The 17,199-nt window shown below is 64.2% G+C and carries 16 protein-coding genes; 7 read left to right on the top strand and 9 right to left on the bottom strand.

From position 1 onward, the window contains the following. Positions 1–149: 149 nt before the first annotated feature. The 4 genes from NYR97_RS20965 to NYR97_RS20950 form a co-directional block, all read right to left on the bottom strand. Complete coding sequence (locus NYR97_RS20965; protein WP_205394527.1) at positions 150–2,219, bottom strand: GGDEF/EAL domain-containing response regulator; 2,070 nt, start codon at positions 2,217–2,219, stop codon at positions 150–152. Positions 2,220–2,335: 116 nt separating this feature from the next. Further along, entirely contained in the window at positions 2,336–3,517 is a 1,182-nt protein-coding gene (locus NYR97_RS20960; RefSeq protein WP_316695574.1) for a BaiN/RdsA family NAD(P)/FAD-dependent oxidoreductase, read from the bottom strand. Then, on the bottom strand, positions 3,514–4,062 hold the full coding sequence (locus NYR97_RS20955) for a YaeQ family protein (protein WP_210763329.1): 549 nt from the start codon (positions 4,060–4,062) through the stop codon (positions 3,514–3,516). Before NYR97_RS20955 ends, NYR97_RS20960 begins: the two co-directional genes overlap by 4 nt. Positions 4,063–4,127: 65 nt before the next feature. Next, positions 4,128–4,607 carry a YaiI/YqxD family protein gene (locus tag NYR97_RS20950; protein ID WP_316695572.1) on the bottom strand — a complete coding sequence of 160 codons (480 nt, stop codon included), beginning with the start codon at positions 4,605–4,607 and terminating at the stop codon, positions 4,128–4,130. A gap of 268 nt (positions 4,608–4,875) precedes the next feature. Here NYR97_RS20950 and NYR97_RS20945 point away from each other — a divergent pair, with 268 nt between their 5' ends. Both NYR97_RS20945 and NYR97_RS20940 read left to right on the top strand, forming a co-directional pair. Then, positions 4,876–5,085, top strand: a complete 210-nt coding sequence (locus tag NYR97_RS20945; protein WP_205394530.1) for a cold-shock protein — start codon at positions 4,876–4,878, stop codon at positions 5,083–5,085. 180 nt (positions 5,086–5,265) lie between these two features. Beyond that, the gene (locus NYR97_RS20940) at positions 5,266–5,964 is read left to right on the top strand and encodes a glutathione S-transferase (protein WP_316695571.1); all 699 of its coding nucleotides are present in this window, start codon (positions 5,266–5,268) and stop codon (positions 5,962–5,964) included. A gap of 139 nt (positions 5,965–6,103) precedes the next feature. On the opposite strand, the gene NYR97_RS20935 is transcribed toward NYR97_RS20940, so the two are convergent. Then, positions 6,104–6,970 carry an alpha/beta hydrolase gene (locus NYR97_RS20935; RefSeq protein ID WP_205394532.1) on the bottom strand — a complete coding sequence of 289 codons (867 nt, stop codon included), beginning with the start codon at positions 6,968–6,970 and terminating at the stop codon, positions 6,104–6,106. 174 nt (positions 6,971–7,144) lie between these two features. Here NYR97_RS20935 and NYR97_RS20930 point away from each other — a divergent pair, with 174 nt between their 5' ends. Further along, entirely contained in the window at positions 7,145–8,701 is a 1,557-nt protein-coding gene (locus NYR97_RS20930; RefSeq protein WP_316695570.1) for a protein adenylyltransferase SelO, read from the top strand. A 94-nt stretch (positions 8,702–8,795) separates the two neighbouring features. Then, positions 8,796–9,356 carry an adenine phosphoribosyltransferase gene (locus NYR97_RS20925; RefSeq protein WP_210763332.1) on the top strand — a complete coding sequence of 187 codons (561 nt, stop codon included), beginning with the start codon at positions 8,796–8,798 and terminating at the stop codon, positions 9,354–9,356. Positions 9,357–9,540: 184 nt separating this feature from the next. Here the strand turns inward: NYR97_RS20925 and dbpA are convergent, their stop codons facing one another. Next, positions 9,541–10,917, bottom strand: a complete 1,377-nt coding sequence (gene dbpA, locus NYR97_RS20920) for an ATP-dependent RNA helicase DbpA (RefSeq protein WP_006452773.1) — start codon at positions 10,915–10,917, stop codon at positions 9,541–9,543. 100 nt (positions 10,918–11,017) lie between these two features. On the opposite strand from dbpA, the gene NYR97_RS20915 reads away from it, so the two are divergent. Next, positions 11,018–12,913: an ATP-binding cassette domain-containing protein gene (locus tag NYR97_RS20915; protein WP_316695568.1), complete on the top strand. Its 1,896-nt coding sequence runs from the start codon at positions 11,018–11,020 to the stop codon at positions 12,911–12,913. 638 nt (positions 12,914–13,551) lie between these two features. On the opposite strand, the gene NYR97_RS20910 is transcribed toward NYR97_RS20915, so the two are convergent. Both NYR97_RS20910 and NYR97_RS20905 read right to left on the bottom strand, forming a co-directional pair. Continuing rightward, a complete protein-coding gene (locus NYR97_RS20910; RefSeq protein ID WP_316695566.1) occupies positions 13,552–13,977 on the bottom strand; it encodes a barstar family protein in 426 nt (141 codons plus the stop codon). Beyond that, positions 13,974–14,423, bottom strand: coding sequence for a guanyl-specific ribonuclease (locus tag NYR97_RS20905; RefSeq protein WP_316695565.1), 450 nt, complete (start codon positions 14,421–14,423; stop codon positions 13,974–13,976). The genes NYR97_RS20910 and NYR97_RS20905 overlap by 4 nt, the downstream gene beginning before the upstream one ends. 265 nt (positions 14,424–14,688) lie before the next feature. On the opposite strand from NYR97_RS20905, the gene NYR97_RS20900 reads away from it, so the two are divergent. Beyond that, complete coding sequence (locus tag NYR97_RS20900) at positions 14,689–15,300, top strand: superoxide dismutase (protein WP_016904847.1); 612 nt, start codon at positions 14,689–14,691, stop codon at positions 15,298–15,300. A 160-nt stretch (positions 15,301–15,460) separates the two neighbouring features. Here the strand turns inward: NYR97_RS20900 and NYR97_RS20895 are convergent, their stop codons facing one another. Next, a complete protein-coding gene (locus NYR97_RS20895; RefSeq protein WP_016905058.1) occupies positions 15,461–16,294 on the bottom strand; it encodes an inositol monophosphatase family protein in 834 nt (277 codons plus the stop codon). Between the two features lie 117 nt (positions 16,295–16,411). On the opposite strand from NYR97_RS20895, the gene NYR97_RS20890 reads away from it, so the two are divergent. Further along, entirely contained in the window at positions 16,412–17,179 is a 768-nt protein-coding gene (locus NYR97_RS20890) for an RNA methyltransferase (RefSeq protein ID WP_316695562.1), read from the top strand. Positions 17,180–17,199: the final 20 nt, after the last annotated feature.

Raw genomic sequence — 17,199 nt, 5'->3', positions numbered from 1 at the left:
TCGCCGATTGCGGGACCGTGTGGCGGCATGGATGCCGCCACCGAGCCTACATTGATGTACTTGCGGCGTGTCCCGCGAGCGGTGAGGGCACCGCGCCCTCGACTCACCTAGCTTTGATTGTTGGTCTTTCGCTTGCCTCGGCAAGGCCTTCAACCGAACTCGTAGTTCATCAACGGCCCGGTCGGTGCGACGAAGTCGCCTTGCACATAGTCCACACCGGCACTGAAGAAGTTGCTCATCGACTGCGCATCGGCCACGAATTCGGCCACGGTGAGAATGCCGGCCGGTTGCGCGCGCGAGGTGATCTCGCGAATTTTTTCCTGACTTTCGCGGGCCGATGCGACATCGCCGGTGATACCCCGATCCAGCTTGAGAAATGCCGGCTGGAAGTGCGCCAGCAACTGGAACGAATCCAGGCCAGAACCGAATTGTTCCAGCCCCACCTTGCAGCCCATCGAAGACAGCGAGGCCAGAAACTGCTGCGCGTTGCGCAGATGCGTGAACACCTTCGATTCCGGCGTCTGCAGCCACAGCCGCTCGCCGGGCACGCCGTACACCGCCAACTGCTCGCGGATGGTGTCGATCATCTGTGGGTCGGAGAACGAGTTCGGTCCGATCCGCACCAACAGGTGTGTCTTGTGTCCGGCACGTTGCCGCTCGCCGAGCTGGCGAATCGCGCGCGCCACCACCCAGCGGTCGATTTCGGTGATCAGGTCGTGCTCTTCGGCGATGGCGATAAACGCGTTCGGCGACATGATTTCGCCATTGCGTTCCAGCCGCAAAAACGCCTGGTACAACTCCACCGGTTCGCCCTGCAGGTTGAGCACAGGCTGGTAGTGCAGCGAGAAGCCATCGCCGACCAGTGCTTCGCGCAGCTGTTCTACCCAACGTTCGATGCGTTCTTCTTCGGCGCGATCAGAGGCGGCCGGGTCATAGATGCTGACCGCATTGCCGCCGAGCTCGGCGGTGGTGCGTACCGCCTCGGTGCCGCGATTGAGTACCTGGCCGATGCTGGCGATCTTTTCGCCGATCTGTACCCCGCCAATGCTCACCGTGACCGTGGCCGAGCGCGCGCCGATGCTGAAGACGTGCTGCGCGAATGCATCGCGCACCATGTCTGCCAACGCGTGGGTGCGCGCGTAGTTGCCGTCCATCAGCAACGCAAAGCTGTGCTCGCCGAAGCGCGCCGCCACCACGCTGTCATCCAGCACGCTGGCTACGTGCGCGGCCAGGGCGGCGATCAACGCGTCGGCCGAATCCAGGCCGATTTCGGGCAATAGCCGCGCGTAATGGTCCGGCTCGATCAGCAGGAAGCCGGATTGGCCTTCGCTGCGACCGGCCCGTGCCACCGCCTGTTCCAGCGCAACCATGAAGGTCGGCCGGTTGAGCAGGCCGGTGACCTGATCGCGTTGGCGCAGATCTTCGACCTCGCGTGCCAGTTCCGGGTCGAATTCCTCGCGGCGGCGGAACACCACCTGGATGCAGGGCTCGCCTTCATACGTGGCGGTGGCAAATTCCATCGTCGCCGGGAAGGTGTCGCCTTCCAGCCGGCGTGCGTCGACCTTGTACTGCGCCGGTGGCGGTTCGCCCTTGGACAGCGACTTGAGCAACTGCTTGAAATCGTCCACATACTGCGCGGCGATCATGTCCAGCAACGACACGCCCTCGACATCCTCGAACGACTCGAAGCCGAACATCTCCAGATACGCCTCGTTGGCACGGATATGCATGCCCTCGTGCACGTAGGCGATGGGGTCGCGCGAAGAGGCGATCAGGGCATCGCACCGCCGCTCGGTTTCGCGCATCTGCGCTTCGATGCGGCGCAGTCCGCGCCGGGCCTGCAGATCGGCCCATTCCGAACGCACCAGTGCCAGCAGATGCTCCGGACGATGCCGCAGCACGAGCGCGCGAATACCGTGCGAGGCGGCCTCGACCAACGCGTTTTCTTCGATCCGTTCGACCAGCAGAATGATCGGAATGTCCTTGCCGCTGCTCGCGATCTGCTGCTGCAGCGCGCTCATCGGAATCTGCAGCGCCTGGCCATGCAGGGCCAGATCGATCTGGCCGGACAACATGCTGGCGAGGTCTTCCAGGGTCTGCGGCCGCGATGGACGCACTGCAATGCCGCCGTTGCGCAACGCGGTCACGATCGCCTCCGCGCTCTCGACACTGTCGTCAACGATCATCAGGCGGAGGGTGAGATCTTTACCTTTCTGCATGCGCTGCTTCCTGAAGACGGCTCTAAATACACGAAGGGGGTCGGAGGCGTCCATGTGTGTGGACAAGACCGCATCCGGAGTGAGACTTGGTCCACGTTCTATTACCCAGCATAGGCTTAAGCGACGCTTCCTGCGGCGTGACCGGATGCCCATGCCCACTGGAAGTTGTAGCCGCCCAACCAGCCCGTCACATCCAGCACCTCGCCGACGAAATACAAGCCAGCTACCAGACGCGACTCCATGGATGCACTGGAGACCTGGTTGGTATCGACACCGCCGAGCGTTACTTCAGCGGTACGGTAGCCTTCGGTTCCGCTGGCGACCAGCGGAAATGCGCCGAGCAGGTCGGCCGCGGCCTGCAGTTGCGGCGGATCGAGCTGACGCACCGGCTTGTCCGGCAGCCACACTTCGCACAGGCGCTGCGCAAAGCGTCGCGGCAGCACATCGGCCAGTACATTGCGCAGCTCGGTGGCGCCGCGTTGGTTTTTTTGTTCGCGCAACCAGGCTGTAGCATCCTGGCCGGGCAGCAGATCCAGGCGCAGATCATCGCCGGGCTGCCAGTAAGAGGAGATCTGCAGGATCGCCGGGCCACTGACGCCGCGGTGGGTGAGCAGCATGAAGTTGCGGAAGCTGACCCCGTTGCAGTGCGCCTCGACCGGCAAAGCCAGCCCGGACAACTCCTGCAGCCGCTCCTGATGCTTGCCACTCAGCGTCAGCGGAACCAGCCCGGCGCGTGTCGGTAGCAGCTCGTGGCCAAACTGTTTGGCCAGCGTATAGCCGAAGCCGCTGGCGCCCATGCTCGGAATCGACAGCCCGCCGGTTGCCACGATCAGCGATTGCGCCTGCACGCGCCCCTGGCTGGTTTCGATACTGAAACCATCGCTGTCGCGCCGCACCGAGCGTACTTCGCACTCGGTACGCACCTGCACGCCGGCCGCTTCGCACTCGTCCAGCAACATGCGCACGATCTGCTTGGACGAGATGTCGCAGAACAGCTGGCCCAGCTCTTTCTCGTGATAGGCGATGCCGTGGCGCTCGACCATTTCCACGAAATCCGCCGGGCTGTAGCGGGCCAGCGCGGATTTGCAGAAATGCCGGTTGGCCGACAGAAAGTTGCCTGGCGTGGTGCCGGTATTGGTGAAGTTGCAGCGCCCGCCACCGGACATCAGGATCTTCTTGCCGACCTTGTTGGCATGGTCGATCACCAGCACCTGGCGGCCACGTCGGCCGGCGGTGAAGGCGCTCATCAGTCCGGCCGCGCCGGCACCGATGACCAGCACGTCGTAACGCGTGCTCATTCGGCCGGAGCTTGCCGCACCATCGGGGTCAGGGTGACGTTGCCCTGATCTGCGAGCATCTGCACCTCGCCGTCCTGGATGATCACATCGAAGCGCATGCCGCGCTGGATCAGGGCGCCAAGCGCCTCGGTGGCCTGAGAATCGAGCTCCAGCACGCGCAGGTTGCGTTGCCGGCCGAGCGCATTGGCCTGCTTCTTCCACCAGGTTTCGGTGGCCTGGCCGCCGTAGCCGATCACCACTGCCTCACGCGAGCGATTGCAGGCCTTGCGCACGCGGCTTTCGTCCGGCTGGCCGAGGTCGATCCACAGATCCGGGTCGCCGGTGTAATCGCGCCGCCACAGGTCGGGCTCTTCGTCGTTGCTCAGCCCGCGGCCGAACTCCAGCCGGTCGTCGGCAAACAGCGCGAACGCCAGTAGCCGCACCATCAGGCGCTCGTCGGTTTCGGAGGGGTGCTGGGCCAGGGTCAGCGAATGGTTGGCGTAATAGCCACGGTCCATATCGCTGATCTGAAGTTCCGCCCTGCGGACGGTGGCGGTAAGAGCCATCAGGATGCCGGTTGCAAAGGGCGCTCATGATACGCCGCCGCTGCAAGGCCGGCGTGCTGCTGCCGCTAGATGCGCGGTTGCACTGCCAGCCAGCGGTCCAGTTGCGCAGCAAACGCCTGGCGGTCGCGTGCATGCAGCGCAGGCGGCCCACCGGTGGCGACGCCGGCACCGCACAGTTCTTCCAGAAAGCTGCGTACCGACAGGCGCTCCTTGATGGAGTTGTCGGTGAATGGCTCGCCGCGCGGGCTGATGGCGGTCGCGCCTTGCTCCAGGACACGGGCAGCCAACGGAATGTCCTGCGTGACGACAAGATCGCCGGCCGCAACCCGTTCGGCAATGGCATCATCGGCCGCGTCCGGTCCGCCCGGAACCTGGACGGCGCGCACATGCGCCAGGCGTGGCGTGGGCAGGAAATGATTGGCGACCAGGGTCACTGCGGTGCCGGTGCGCAAGGCAGCTCTGAACAAGATGTCGCGGACCACGGCAGGACAGGCATCGGCATCGACCCAGATCTGCGCCTGGGTTGGCGTACATGGCGTATTCATAATGTGATATCGATAGGGAAGGGGCCTGACATGCGGTCGGATTTGGCCCGATAGTAAAAATTTTGACGCGGGGTGTCGCTTTTTATTGGAATCGCGAGTATTGTGCACGCACTGTGTTTGCAAGGGTCACCGTGAATCGTGGCCTGATGCAGCCGGATCGTTACAGATCTCGCTTCATCGTTCCGCTTTACCAACGCCTGCAACTCAGTCTCAGCTCCGGCTTTTCGGACGCTGCGATTTATCAATCAATAGTTCAGGAGTTAGTAAAATGTCAGAACGTCTAAACGGTACCGTGAAGTGGTTCAACGATGCCAAGGGCTTCGGCTTCATCACCCCGGAAAGCGGCCCGGACCTGTTCGTGCACTTCCGTGCCATCCAGGGCACCGGCTTCAAGTCGCTGCAGGAAGGCCAGAAGGTCACCTTCGTCGCCGTGCAGGGCCAGAAGGGCATGCAGGCTGACCAGGTGCAGGCGGTCTAATCCGTCTGCAACCGTAAGGTTGCCAAAAACGCCGGTCGCGCAAGCGACCGGCGTTTTTTATTGGGCTTCGTTTGAGTAACGCGCTTAGATTGTCAGCATCGCCGAGGCCGCAGGCGCGAGTGAGCGCGACGACGACGCGTGGATGGGTAGGATGTGCGCTTTCCGCGCGCAGCCCTTCTCATGATCACTGTCCACCATCTCAATAATTCCCGTTCCCAGCGGGTGCTGTGGCTGCTGGAAGAACTGGCGCTGCCGTACCAGCTCGTGCGGCATGAGCGAGATCCGAAGACCATGCTGGCACCGGCCGCATTGCGTGCGATCCATCCGCTGGGCAAATCGCCGCTGATTGTGGATGGCGATCTGACCGTGGCCGAGTCCGGCGCGATCATGGAGTATCTGACCGAACGCTACGACACCGAATGCGCCCTGTCGCCATCGCCGCGTCCGCAGGATTCGCCGGAGCGCATGCAGTTCCGCTACTGGATGCATTACGCCGAAGGCTCGGCGATGCCGCCATTGTTGATGACGCTGATCTTCGCGCGCATTCGCAGTGCGCCGATGCCGTTCTTCGTCAAACCCATTGCACGCGCGATTGCGGACAAGGCGATGTCGGGCTTCGTCAGCCCGCAACTCAAGCTGCACCTGGACTGGATGGAGCAATCCCTGCAGGCCAGCAACTGGTTCGCCGGTGAGCGCTTTACTGCGGCTGACATCCAGATGAGCTTTCCGGTGCAGGCCGCCGCGGCGCGTGGTGGCGGATTTGAAAATTATCCGCGTTTGCGCGCGTTTCTGGAGCGGATCGAAGCGCGTCCGGCGTATCAGGCCGCGCTGAAGAAGGGCGGCCCGTTCGAGCTGATGGGGCGCAAGTCCCCAGAGTAATGCTGGCAGCGGCTTGGCGAGCCGTACTGCTGCGGCAAGCAGAGATCACTTTGCTTGCCGCCATTCGTCTGGGTTTGAAACTCCCCAATCCCGACGTCCCAATTCCGCGCGCAACCACCTGCGCGCCGACATCCATACCTCAGGGCGCGCGACACTGCCGCAGGAACTGCAACGTGTCGCGCATTACTTGCGAGTCCTTGCGGAGTGACAGCACCAAACGCATATGGCCCATTCCTGGATAAAAAATGCGGTGCGCCTGGACTCCCGCCTGTTGTTCGGCGGCAGCGAGAACCGTGCTGTTACGCGGTTCCACCACGTGGTCGGCATCGCCGTGCAGCAGCAACATCGGCGGCTCGTCCCCATCCACATGACGAATGGGTTGTGAGGCTTCCTGTTCGGCAGGTGAGGTGCCGAAGATCTGGATCAGTTCCGGGTCGGTCATCGGCGAGAAGTCGTAAGGGCCTGCGAGGCCGACGAAACCGCAGAGTTGGCGTGGCTGCATGCCCTGTGCCTGCAGCCATCGGCGATCGGTGGCGAGCAGTCCGGCGATGTGCGCACCGGCGGAGTGGCCCATCACCGCCAGGCGGGCTGGGTCTCCGCCGTAGGCGCGTGCGTGCTGATGGCTCCAGGCGGTGGCCTGTGCGGCATCGGTCATGAAGCCGTCCAGTCGGACCTGCGGGTACTTTCGATAGTCGGCCACCATCACCACCATGCCCTGGCGGGCCAACGAGCGGCCGACCCAGCGATAGTTGGCGCGGGCGCCACGCTTCCAGGTGCCGCCGTAGAAAAACACGACCACCGGCGCATCGACGGCGCCGCGCGGTTGGTAGACGTCCAGCGCCAGGCCGTGTTCCGGGTCGAAGACCTCGTGACGGTGTTCGATGACGCCAGTGCGGCTGGATGCAGCGTTGATGCCGCCGAAGAACACGCTGCTGCAGGCACTCAGGCTTAACGCGCCGAGTAGCAAAAGGGCAGGGCGAAGCCAACGGGAAGTGTGCAAGCGCATGGGTAGGGTCGCTGTAATAACTGAAGAGGAATGAATCTGCGGCTGTTGTGATGTGCGAGTGCGGCTGGATGCTGACAGTTCAGCGTGTCTCGAAGGGGGATACGAGGCCGGTAGCGAATAGGATGCGCGGTTCACCCATGCGAAGTTCACCCGCTCTGGCCTAGGCTTGTCGCCATGACAGATATCCAGTTCGACAACCGTCTGCGTCAGCAGTTGCCTGGTGATCCGGAAGAAGGGCCGCGTTGCCGGGATGTGGTCGCTGCCTGGTCGTCGGTGTCGCCGACACCGGTTGCGGCGCCAAGGCTGCTGGCCTATTCCGCCGAGATGGCGCAGCAACTCGGGCTGGACGGGGCCGAGATTGCCAGTGCCCGTTTTGCCGAGGTGTTCGGCGGCAACGCGTTGTATCCGGGCATGCAGCCGTGGGCGGTCAATTACGGCGGGCACCAGTTCGGGCATTGGGCCGGTCAGTTGGGCGACGGCCGGGCGATCTCGCTGGGCGAGGCGATCGGGGTCGATGGCGGCCGCTACGAATTGCAGCTCAAGGGCGCCGGCCCGACGCCGTATTCGCGTGGTGCCGATGGGCGCGCCGTGCTGCGCTCGTCGATTCGCGAATTCCTGTGCAGCGAAGCGATGCACCATCTGGGTGTGCCGACCACGCGCGCGCTGAGTCTGGTCACGACCGGCGATGCGGTGGTACGCGACATGTTCTACGACGGCAGACCACAACGCGAGCAGGGCGCGATCGTGTGCCGGGTGGCGCCGTCGTTCATTCGCTTCGGCAACTTCGAACTGCCCAGTGCGCGTGGCGATGTCGCGCTGCTGCGGCAGTGGGCCGATTTCACCATTGCGCGCGATTTCCCGGAACTGGGAGGTGCCGGCGAGGAGTTGTACGCGGCATGGTTTGCACAGGTCTGCGAGCGCACGGCGGTGATGGTGGCGCACTGGATGCGGGTCGGTTTCGTGCATGGGGTAATGAACACCGACAACATGTCGATCCTGGGATTGACCATCGATTACGGCCCGTATGGCTGGATCGACGACTACGACCCGGACTGGACGCCGAACACCACCGACGCTCAGGGCCGCCGTTATCGCTTCGGCACCCAGCCGCAAGTGGCGTACTGGAACCTGGGCCGCCTGGCGCAGGCGCTGGCACCGCTGTTCGGCGACCAGGCGCGGTTGCAGCAGGGACTGGACCGCTTCCGCGATACCTATCTGGCCTGCGACCGCCGCGACACCGCCGCCAAGCTGGGTCTGGCCGATTGTCGCGACGAGGATCTGCACCTGATCGATGCGCTGCGCGAATTGATGCACGGCGCCGAAATGGACATGACGCTGACATTCCGCAGCCTGATCGCATTTGCGCCCGAACATCCAGATCCGGAGTTGCTGCGCGAAGCGTTCTACGACAAGGACAAACACCTTGCGCATGCCGCGCAGTTGCAGGAATGGCTACGACGCTACGCCGCTCGGCTGAGCCAGGACGCGCTGTCGCCGGATGCGCGGCGCGAACGCATGCGCCTGGCCAATCCGCGCTATGTGCTGCGCAACTATCTGGCGCAGCAGGCGATCGACCTGGCCGAGCAGGGCGATCCATCGGGCGTGCAGGAGTTGCTGGAGGTGATGCGTCGCCCGTACGACGACCAGCCGGGCCGCGACGCGTTCGCCGCGCGGCGGCCGGACTGGGCGCGCGATCGCGCCGGTTGTTCGATGCTGTCCTGCAGTTCCTGACGCGCTCAGACGCAGGTATGTCGTAAACGCCGCGTCGTGAGTCCGCGCAGCCTAGAATAGATGGGTCCCCACCGGCCTAGACGCCACCGCCACCATGACTGACTGCACCCGCTGCGCCGGCACCAATTCTTCCGGGCCCAACCAATGGTCCGAACGGATCCGCGACATCGCCGACTTTCCCAAGCCGGGCATCGTCTTCAAGGACATCACCCCGTTGCTGTCCGATGGCCCGGACTTCGCCTCGGCGCTGGATGAAATGGCGCAGCCCTGGCGCACCACGCCGCTGGATGCGGTGCTGGGCATCGAAGCGCGCGGTTTCATTCTGGGTGCGGCGCTGGCGCGCGAACTGCGCACCGGGTTCGTGCCGGTGCGCAAGCCCGGCAAACTGCCCGGGCGTACGCTGGTCCAGGAATATGCGCTGGAATACGGCAGCGATCGCATCGAAATGCACGAAGACGCGCTGCCACGCGGCGCGCGCGTATTGATCGTCGATGACGTGCTTGCCACCGGCGGCACGTTGCGCGCGGCCTTGAGTCTGGCCGCACAGCTGGAACTGGAAGTGGTCGGCGCGGCGGTGCTGGTCGAGTTGCTGGCGCTGCAGGGCCGTGAGAAGTGGGCCAATGACGTGCCGTTGCTGGCCACGTTGAGCTATTGATCCAGGCGTCTTGCCGACCGCGCGTCTCGCCGCTCAGGCGGCCTGCAAACAAGCGCAAATAGTCGTGCCGCCGTGTGCAGATCGGCCCATGTGCGCCAGCGTGCGCGCTTCCCTGTGGATCCTGCGGCAGGCGCTGTAGCCGCCGCTCGACCGATTGGGCGGCAGGATTTCTGCCGCACGCTGGTTACAGCTTGCTGACCCGGAACCGGCGTCCCTTGATCTTGCCCGCATGCAGATGCGCCAGCGCCTTGGCGACGTGCGCGCGGGCGATGGCAACGTAGGAGCGGGTGGGGTAGATCGCGATCTTGCCGATCGCCGCGCCCGAGAGCCCGGCCTCACCGGTCAATGCGCCCAGGATGTCGCCGGCACGCAGTTTGTCGGTCTTGCCGCCGTCGATGCGCAAGGTGGTCATGGCCGCCTGCGGCAGCTGCGCCGGGCGGGCGGTGGCCAACGGTGCACGCGACCACTTCAGCGGCTGGCCTTGTTCGGCTTCCAGTGCCTGTGCGCGCCCTGTTTCGCGTGAGGCCACCAGGCTGAGTGCCAGCCCGCGCTTTCCCGCGCGTGCGGTGCGGCCGATGCGGTGGCGGTAGGTTTCGGTGTCGGTGGGCAGCTCGTAATTGACTACTGCCGCCAGGTCTTCCACGTCCAGTCCGCGGGCGGCCACATCGCTGGCCACCAGCACGTTGCAGCTGCGGTTGACGAAGCGCACCAGCACTTCATCGCGGTCGCGCTGCTCCATGTCGCCATGCAGGGCCAGTGCAGAGAAGCCGAACTCCTGCAGCGAACCAGCCACTTCGTCCACTTCCTTGCGGGTATTGCAGAACACCACGCTGGATTCTGGATTGAAGCGCAGCAGCAGGCCGGCGACGGCCTTCTGCCGATAGGTCGGGTCGACCTCGAAGAATTGCTGGTCGATTTCCGGCGCGTTGTCGGCGCCTTCGACAGTGATTTCGATCGGGTCCTTCAGGATCTCGCGCGCCAACGTACGGATGATGTCCGGGAAGGTGGCCGAAAACAGCAGGCTCTGACGGTGTTTGTCGCAGCGGCTGGCAATCTCGCGGATGGGTTCTTCGAAGCCCATGTCGAGCATGCGGTCGGCCTCGTCCAGCACCAGCGTGCGCACGCCGCCCAGATGCAGGGCGCGCTTGCGGGCCAGTTCCTGGATACGTCCGGGCGTGCCGACCACCACTTGCGGGTCGTGCGCTTCCAGCGAGGCCAGTTGCGGGCCGAGCGGCATGCCACCGGTGAGCACCACCAGTTTCATGTTCGGAATGCCGGTGGCCAGCTTGCGCAGCTGCTTGCCGACCTGATCGGCCAGCTCGCGGGTAGGGCATAGCACCAGCGCCTGCGCGCGGGTCAGCGCGGGATCTAGCTTTTGCAGCAGGCCCAGCCCGAAGGCGGCGGTCTTGCCGCTACCGGTCGGCGCCTGGGCGATGACGTCGAGCCCCTGCAGGATCGGCGGCAGGCTTTGCGCCTGGATGGGAGTAAGGACGGTGTAGCCAAGGGCGTCGATGCCGGGGGCCAGGGCCGGCGACAGCGGCAGCGCGGAGAATTCGTTCATGGCGCATTTTAGCGGGAATCGGGAGTGGGGAATGGAGAATCGCAACGGCGAGGCCTTTCCATTCCCGATTCACCATTCCCGATTCCCGTACAATTGCGCCATGCCTTTAATCACTCTGCAAAGCGTCGACTACAGCGTCGGCGGCCCCTTGTTGCTGGAAAAAACCGACCTCACGATCGAGCCGGGCGAGCGTATCGCCCTGATCGGCCGCAACGGCGCCGGCAAATCGACCTTGATGAAATTGATCGCCGGCGAGCTCAAGCCCGATGATGGGGAAGTGCGCGTGCAACAGGGCGTGCGCATCGCGCGGCTGGAGCAGGAGGTGCCGCAGGGCACCGGCGGCAGCGTGTTCGATGTGGTGGCCGATGGCCTGGGCGAGCTGGGTCATTGGCTGGCCGAATTCCATCAGCTCAGCCATGCCGAGGTGTTCGATGGCGATGCGTTCGGCAAGGTGCAGGCCAAGATCGACGCGGCCGACGGTTGGGCGCTGGATCAGCGCGTCACCGAGACGCTGACCAAGCTGGAACTGGATGGCGATGCGGAGTTTGCGCGCCTGTCCGGCGGCATGAAGCGCCGTGTGTTGCTGGCGCGCTCGCTGGTGTCTTCGCCGGACGTGCTGCTGCTGGACGAGCCCACCAATCATCTGGATATCGAAGCGATCGATTGGCTGGAGTCGTTCCTGAAAGGCTGGAACGGCAGCGTGCTGTTCGTGACCCATGACCGGCGCTTCCTGCGTGCGTTGGCAACACGCATCGTCGAAATCGACCGCGGCCAGGTCACCAGCTGGCCCGGCGACTGGGCCAATTACGAGCGTCGCCGCGAAGAGCGGCTCAATGCGCAGGCGCAGGAAAATGCGCGCTTCGACAAGATGCTGGCGCAGGAAGAAATCTGGATCCGGCAGGGCATCAAGGCGCGGCGCACCCGCGACGAAGGCCGTGTGCGGCGCCTGGAATCGATGCGCAACGAACGTGTGCAACGCCGCGATCTGAGCGGCAATGTGCGCATGGAAGTCTCGCAGGGCGAGTCGTCCGGCAAGAAGGTGATCGAGACCAAGGAGGTCGGCTTCGCGTTCGGCGCACGCACGATGGTCAAGGATTTTTCGACCATCATCCAGCGTGGCGACCGCATCGGTCTGATCGGCCCCAACGGCAGCGGCAAGACCACCTTGCTCAAGCTGTTGCTGGGCGATCTGCAGGCGCAACAGGGCGAGATCCGCATCGGCACCAATCTGCAGATCGCGTATTTCGATCAGTACCGCTCCACGTTGCGCGAAGACTGGAGTGCGATCGAAAATGTGGCCGAAGGCCGCGATTTCATCGAGATCAACGGCAAGCGTAAGCATGTGCATGCGTACTTGCAGGACTTCCTGTTCACCCCGGAACGCGCCCGCGCGCCGATCACCCGTCTCTCCGGTGGCGAACGCAATCGCCTGCTGCTGGCGCGGCTGTTCGCGCAGCCGTCCAACCTGCTGGTGATGGACGAACCGACCAACGATCTGGACGTGGAAACGCTGGAGCTGCTGGAAGAGCTGCTCGGCGAATACACCGGCACCTTGTTGCTGGTCAGCCATGACCGCGATTTCCTCGACAACGTGGTGACCTCCACGCTGGTGATGGAAGGCGAGGGCCTGGTCGGCGATTACGTTGGTGGTTACAGCGATTCGCTGCGTCAGCGTCGCACCCCGGCGCCCAATGCAATGGCGGTCGCCAAGGCATCGGCGACGGCGGCTGCGACTACGCCGGCGGCGCCTGCTGCCGCACCGACGGAAGCTGCGCCCAAGCGCAAGCTCAGCTACAAGGATGCACGCGAGCTGGAACAGTTGCCGGCCTTGATCGACAGCCTGGAGCAGCAGGTCGCCGCGCTCACCAATGCGATGAACGACCCGGCCTTCTATCAGCGCGACAGCACGGCGATGGCCGCGCATACCGCCGCGCTGGGCGATGCACAGGCGCAGCTGGATGCGGCGTTCGCGCGCTGGAGCGAGCTGGATAGTTGATTGCCGGACCGGCGCGCAGCTGCGTGCCGTTCTTGTGTGGGTTTGTAGGTGCGGCAAACATGCATCGCAATTTCATTGCGAGTTGGCCGCTGTTGAGATGCGCGTCGGGTAGCAGGAGCGTTACTCGCCGGCAGGCACTGATGACCAACAGCGCTGTGGCTATCTGCTGATCGTGCAATGCGTTCGGTTGTCTTGGAGTGATTGAACGGTGCTGATGGACCACTTGTGGAGCGGCCGATCTGCGGCTTGGTTGCAGGGCCCTTGCCCGCCTACCATCGCGGGACACGCCGCAAGTACGTCCGTGTAGGCTCTTACGCGGCATCCATGCCGCGTAAGGTCCCGCGATGGTAGGCGGGCAAGGACCAGTAGAGATGGTCGGTGTGCGTAGCTCTTCTCAAAGCAACCGACTCCCTTTCTGGTGCGGTGTCCTCACCGATTGCGGGACCGTGTGGCGGCATGGATGCCGCCACCGAGCCTCCAGGGACGGATTCACGGCGTGTCCTGCAAGCGGTGAGGGCACCGCGCACTCGACTAACCAGGCTTTGATTCGCATCTGAATTTCGCTCGTCAACGAAGGCGCGTGTTGCCAAGACGTTGCCGCCATCGCTGCAGCGTTAGAGGGGATTTGTTAGCCGCTCTCAGTCGCAAGCACTTGCAGGCGCCACAAACGCTGCAAATGTGAGCCCGCGCGCGGCCCAGGCGGTTGCGGCTTCGTCGAGAATATCCAGCAGGGTGTTGCGATCGTTTGGTGCAGTGCGCGCGAGTGCGTCTGCGCCGTTGATCAACAGCGCATAGCCATGTGATGCGGGCAGCCAGGCCAGGTCGCGCAAGGCATCGGAGAGCGCGTCCCAGTTGCGACCGAAGCTGGCCGGAAAATCCAGTTGGGTGGCCAGGCGCATCAGCAACATGTGCTTGTCGCTGCAGCTGGCCAGATCCACACGCAGGATGCGCAGGCCGGCGTCGCGGGCGAGCGCGGCCATGGTGTCCAGATCGTCGGTGTCGGCCTGATAGACGCCTGATTGTTGCGGGTCGGACAGGTCCAGTGCGAAGTCGCCTGCGCTCATGGCGCCTGCTCCGGCGTGGGGCCTTTGAACGATTTGAAGCTCTGGTAATGATCGTCGCTGTAGTACCACGCTTGCGGCGGCGTACCGCCGGTGACGATGCGGCGTGCGCCGCGATCTGGGCTGCCGGGCGTCTCCACGGTGTACTCGTGGTAATAGCCGCGCTCACGCTCGGGCAGGCGTTGTTCGCGATTGCCGAATACGCTGCCGTCCTGCGCATGCGGGAACGGCCCGCCGCGCTGGATCAATACGATGGTGGCCATCGCTTCGGTCGGCAGAAAACCCGGAAGACCCTGCTGCCGAGTCGACTGTTCGGGCGGCGCTGTTGCGGCGATCGGCGCGTTGAGCTGCGGCGCGAACTGCGGCTTGGGCGTCTGCATCACGCGCACGCCCCATAAGCCGGTGACGAGCAGCACGATGGCGACGATCAGCAAAGCGGGCTTGCGCATGAAGACGATCCGGAAGCGATTGTGGAGACGGCAGATCAAGTATGCCGTTGCGCGACTGTGTCGACTTTGAACGCCGCGGCATGTGTACGCTTGCGCGATTCACGCCCAAGTAACCGGGGCATGGTGCAAGGTGTGCAGCGAACACGACGCGGTGTGCGATGGGATGAAGTTTCCCTGCCAGCACTCTTGGTAAGCGCCGCCGCCGTCCCTACTATTTATCCCTCAACGCCCGGTCTTCGCCGGGCGGCAAGTCCAGGAGACACGCATGGCTTACACCCTTCCGCAATTGCCTTACGCCTACGACGCGCTGGAACCGAACATCGATGCGCAGACGATGGAGATCCATCACACCAAGCATCACCAGACCTACATCAACAACGTCAATGCGGCGCTGGAAGGGACGGAGTATGCGGACCTGCCGGTCGAAGAGTTGGTGTCCAAGCTGAAGAGCCTGCCGGAAAACCTGCAGGGCCCGGTGCGCAACAACGGTGGTGGCCACGCCAACCATTCGCTGTTCTGGACCGTGCTGTCGCCCAATGGCGGCGGCGAGCCCAAGGGCGAGGTCGCCAAGGCGATCGACAAGGACATCGGTGGTTTCGAGAAGTTCAAGGAAGCCTTCACCAAGGCCGCCGTCAGCCGCTTCGGCTCGGGCTGGGCGTGGTTGAGCGTGACCCCGGATAAGAAGCTGGTGGTCGAAAGCACCGCCAACCAGGACAGCCCGCTGTTCGAAGGCAACACCCCGATCCTGGGTCTGGACGTGTGGGAACACGCGTACTACCTCAAGTATCAGAACCGTCGCCCGGAATACATCGGCGCGTTCTATAACGCAGTGAACTGGGAAGAAGTCGAGCGCCGCTACCACGCTGCGATCGCCTGATTCTTGAGTTGACGCTGTGACGCAAGAAGGCCGGGAGCGATCCCGGCCTTCTTGGTTTGCTGCGGCCTGTCGTGTAGGAGCGACCTTGGTCGCGAAGAGGCGTTCCCTGGGAAAGCTCCATCGCGCGCAAGCGCGCTCCTACGATTGCCCGGGGCGCCGATCAGAACTTGGCGTCGAACTCGCGCGCGTAGCCGGTGTTGACGATGACCTTCTGCAGCGCGTCGCTGATCTTGATGTTGCCGGCCACGATCTGCTGCGTTTCCGGGCCCATGTTGTCCATGCGCGGCGGGGTGGCGCCCTTGTAGTCGCAGACCCGGCCACCGGCTTCGCGGACCAGCAGCACGCCGGCGGCGATGTCCCAGGCCTTGACGCCTGCTTCGAAATACGCATCGGCGCGGCCGCAGGCCACATAGGCCAGATCCAGCGCGGCAGAACCGGTGCGACGCACGTCTTCGGCCTGCACCAGCAACGCATCGACGCACTTCAGCTGCGCACTGATGCGTGCACGCTCGCGCGGCGGAAAGCCGGTGTGGACCATCGCGCCCTCCAGGTCCTTGCGTTCGGCAATGCGGATGCGGCGGTCGTTGAGTACTGCGCCGGCACCGCGGCTGGCGGTGAACAGCTCGTTGCGCAGCGGGTCGAAGATCACCGCATCGGTGGGCTCGCCGTTTTCCACCAGCGCGATCGACACGCAGTAATGCGGAAAACCGCGCAGATAGTTGCTGGTGCCATCCAACGGGTCGATGACCCAGGTGTAGCGGCCGCTCTTGCCGCCCTGCACGCCGCCTTCTTCGCCGAACACGGCGTACTCGGGGTAGCCGCGCTTGAGTTCCTTGATGATGACCTTCTCGGCATCGGCATCGACTTCGCTGGCGTAATCCATGCGGCCCTTCTGCACCACATTGAGCGCGTCGAGCTTGTTGATACCGCGCAACAGCACATTGCCGGCGAGGCGGGCGGCTTTGACCATGACGGTGACGGCGGGTTTCTGCATGGTTAAAGCTCCCGTGAAGGCAGAATTGAAGAATTGGCGAAGGTAAAAGAGCGGTCCGGCACGAAACCGGTCGCGCAGTTTACCATCTACGGCCGAACAGCTCCCCAATCTCCGTTCATGTCCGTCAGTCAGCGCATCCGTTTTGTTCTTGTCGGTACCCAGCATCCAGGCAATATCGGCGCCGCCGCGCGTGCGATGAAGACGATGGGGATCTCGCGTCTGGTGCTGGTCGCCCCTGAGCGCGCCCTCGACGAGGACGCCTACCGGCGCTCTGCCGGTGCCGAGGACGTGCTCGGCAATGCACCGGTCTTCGCCACGCTGGGCGAGGCGGTGGCCGATTGCACGCTGGTGATCGGCTGCACCGCGCGCGCGCGCCGGGTGGCGTTGGAAGAGTTGCTGCCGGACGCCGGCGCACGCCGTGCCCTGGCCAAGGCCGGCGAGCCGGCCGAAGTGGCGATCGTGTTCGGCCGCGAGCGTACCGGGCTGACCAACGACGAGTTGCAGCTCTGCCACGCGGCCGTGCACATCCCGTCCGACCCGGCTTTCAGTTCGCTCAACCTGGCTGCCGCAGTACAGGTGCTGGCCTATGAAGTGCGGCTGGCACAGTTGGAAGCGGGCCAGGCGGAACCGGCGCCGGCAGCCACCACCGGCGCACTGCGCGAAGGCCCCGCCAGTCACGCGCAACTGGAAGGCATGTTTGCCCAGTTGGGCGAGACGCTGGACGACATCGATTTCCACAAGGGCCGCGCGCCGGAGTCGGCGATGCGCAAGCTGCGGCGGCTGTTGTTGCGCACCGAAATGAGCGAGCAGGAGGTGCGCTTGCTGCGCGGCATCCTGTCCGATGCGCAGCGCATGGCCATGCTGGCAAAGCGGGCCGGAAACTGACGTCTGTCACATCTTGAGAG

The sequence above is a fragment of the Xanthomonas hydrangeae genome (assembly GCF_032697525.1).
GTDB classification, from domain to species: Bacteria; Pseudomonadota; Gammaproteobacteria; order Xanthomonadales; family Xanthomonadaceae; genus Xanthomonas; species Xanthomonas hydrangeae.
The sequence above is the reverse complement of the archived record's forward strand: the minus strand, read 5'-3'. Positions and strand labels throughout refer to the sequence as shown.

Excerpts from the sequence above, each read along its gene's own strand:
- NYR97_RS20965 (WP_205394527.1), bottom strand. The coding sequence starts at position 2,219 with ATGCAGAAAGGTAAAGATCTCACCCTCCGCCTGATGATCGTTGACGAC.
- NYR97_RS20960 (WP_316695574.1), bottom strand. The coding sequence starts at position 3,517 with ATGAGCACGCGTTACGACGTGCTGGTCATCGGTGCCGGCGCGGCCGGA.
- NYR97_RS20955 (WP_210763329.1), bottom strand. The coding sequence starts at position 4,062 with ATGGCTCTTACCGCCACCGTCCGCAGGGCGGAACTTCAGATCAGCGAT.
- NYR97_RS20950 (WP_316695572.1), bottom strand. The coding sequence starts at position 4,607 with ATGAATACGCCATGTACGCCAACCCAGGCGCAGATCTGGGTCGATGCC.
- NYR97_RS20945 (WP_205394530.1), top strand. The coding sequence starts at position 4,876 with ATGTCAGAACGTCTAAACGGTACCGTGAAGTGGTTCAACGATGCCAAG.
- NYR97_RS20940 (WP_316695571.1), top strand. The coding sequence starts at position 5,266 with ATGATCACTGTCCACCATCTCAATAATTCCCGTTCCCAGCGGGTGCTG.
- NYR97_RS20935 (WP_205394532.1), bottom strand. The coding sequence starts at position 6,970 with ATGCGCTTGCACACTTCCCGTTGGCTTCGCCCTGCCCTTTTGCTACTC.
- NYR97_RS20930 (WP_316695570.1), top strand. The coding sequence starts at position 7,145 with ATGACAGATATCCAGTTCGACAACCGTCTGCGTCAGCAGTTGCCTGGT.
- NYR97_RS20925 (WP_210763332.1), top strand. The coding sequence starts at position 8,796 with ATGACTGACTGCACCCGCTGCGCCGGCACCAATTCTTCCGGGCCCAAC.
- dbpA (WP_006452773.1), bottom strand. The coding sequence starts at position 10,917 with ATGAACGAATTCTCCGCGCTGCCGCTGTCGCCGGCCCTGGCCCCCGGC.
- NYR97_RS20915 (WP_316695568.1), top strand. The coding sequence starts at position 11,018 with ATGCCTTTAATCACTCTGCAAAGCGTCGACTACAGCGTCGGCGGCCCC.
- NYR97_RS20910 (WP_316695566.1), bottom strand. The coding sequence starts at position 13,977 with ATGAGCGCAGGCGACTTCGCACTGGACCTGTCCGACCCGCAACAATCA.
- NYR97_RS20905 (WP_316695565.1), bottom strand. The coding sequence starts at position 14,423 with ATGCGCAAGCCCGCTTTGCTGATCGTCGCCATCGTGCTGCTCGTCACC.
- NYR97_RS20900 (WP_016904847.1), top strand. The coding sequence starts at position 14,689 with ATGGCTTACACCCTTCCGCAATTGCCTTACGCCTACGACGCGCTGGAA.
- NYR97_RS20895 (WP_016905058.1), bottom strand. The coding sequence starts at position 16,294 with ATGCAGAAACCCGCCGTCACCGTCATGGTCAAAGCCGCCCGCCTCGCC.
- NYR97_RS20890 (WP_316695562.1), top strand. The coding sequence starts at position 16,412 with ATGTCCGTCAGTCAGCGCATCCGTTTTGTTCTTGTCGGTACCCAGCAT.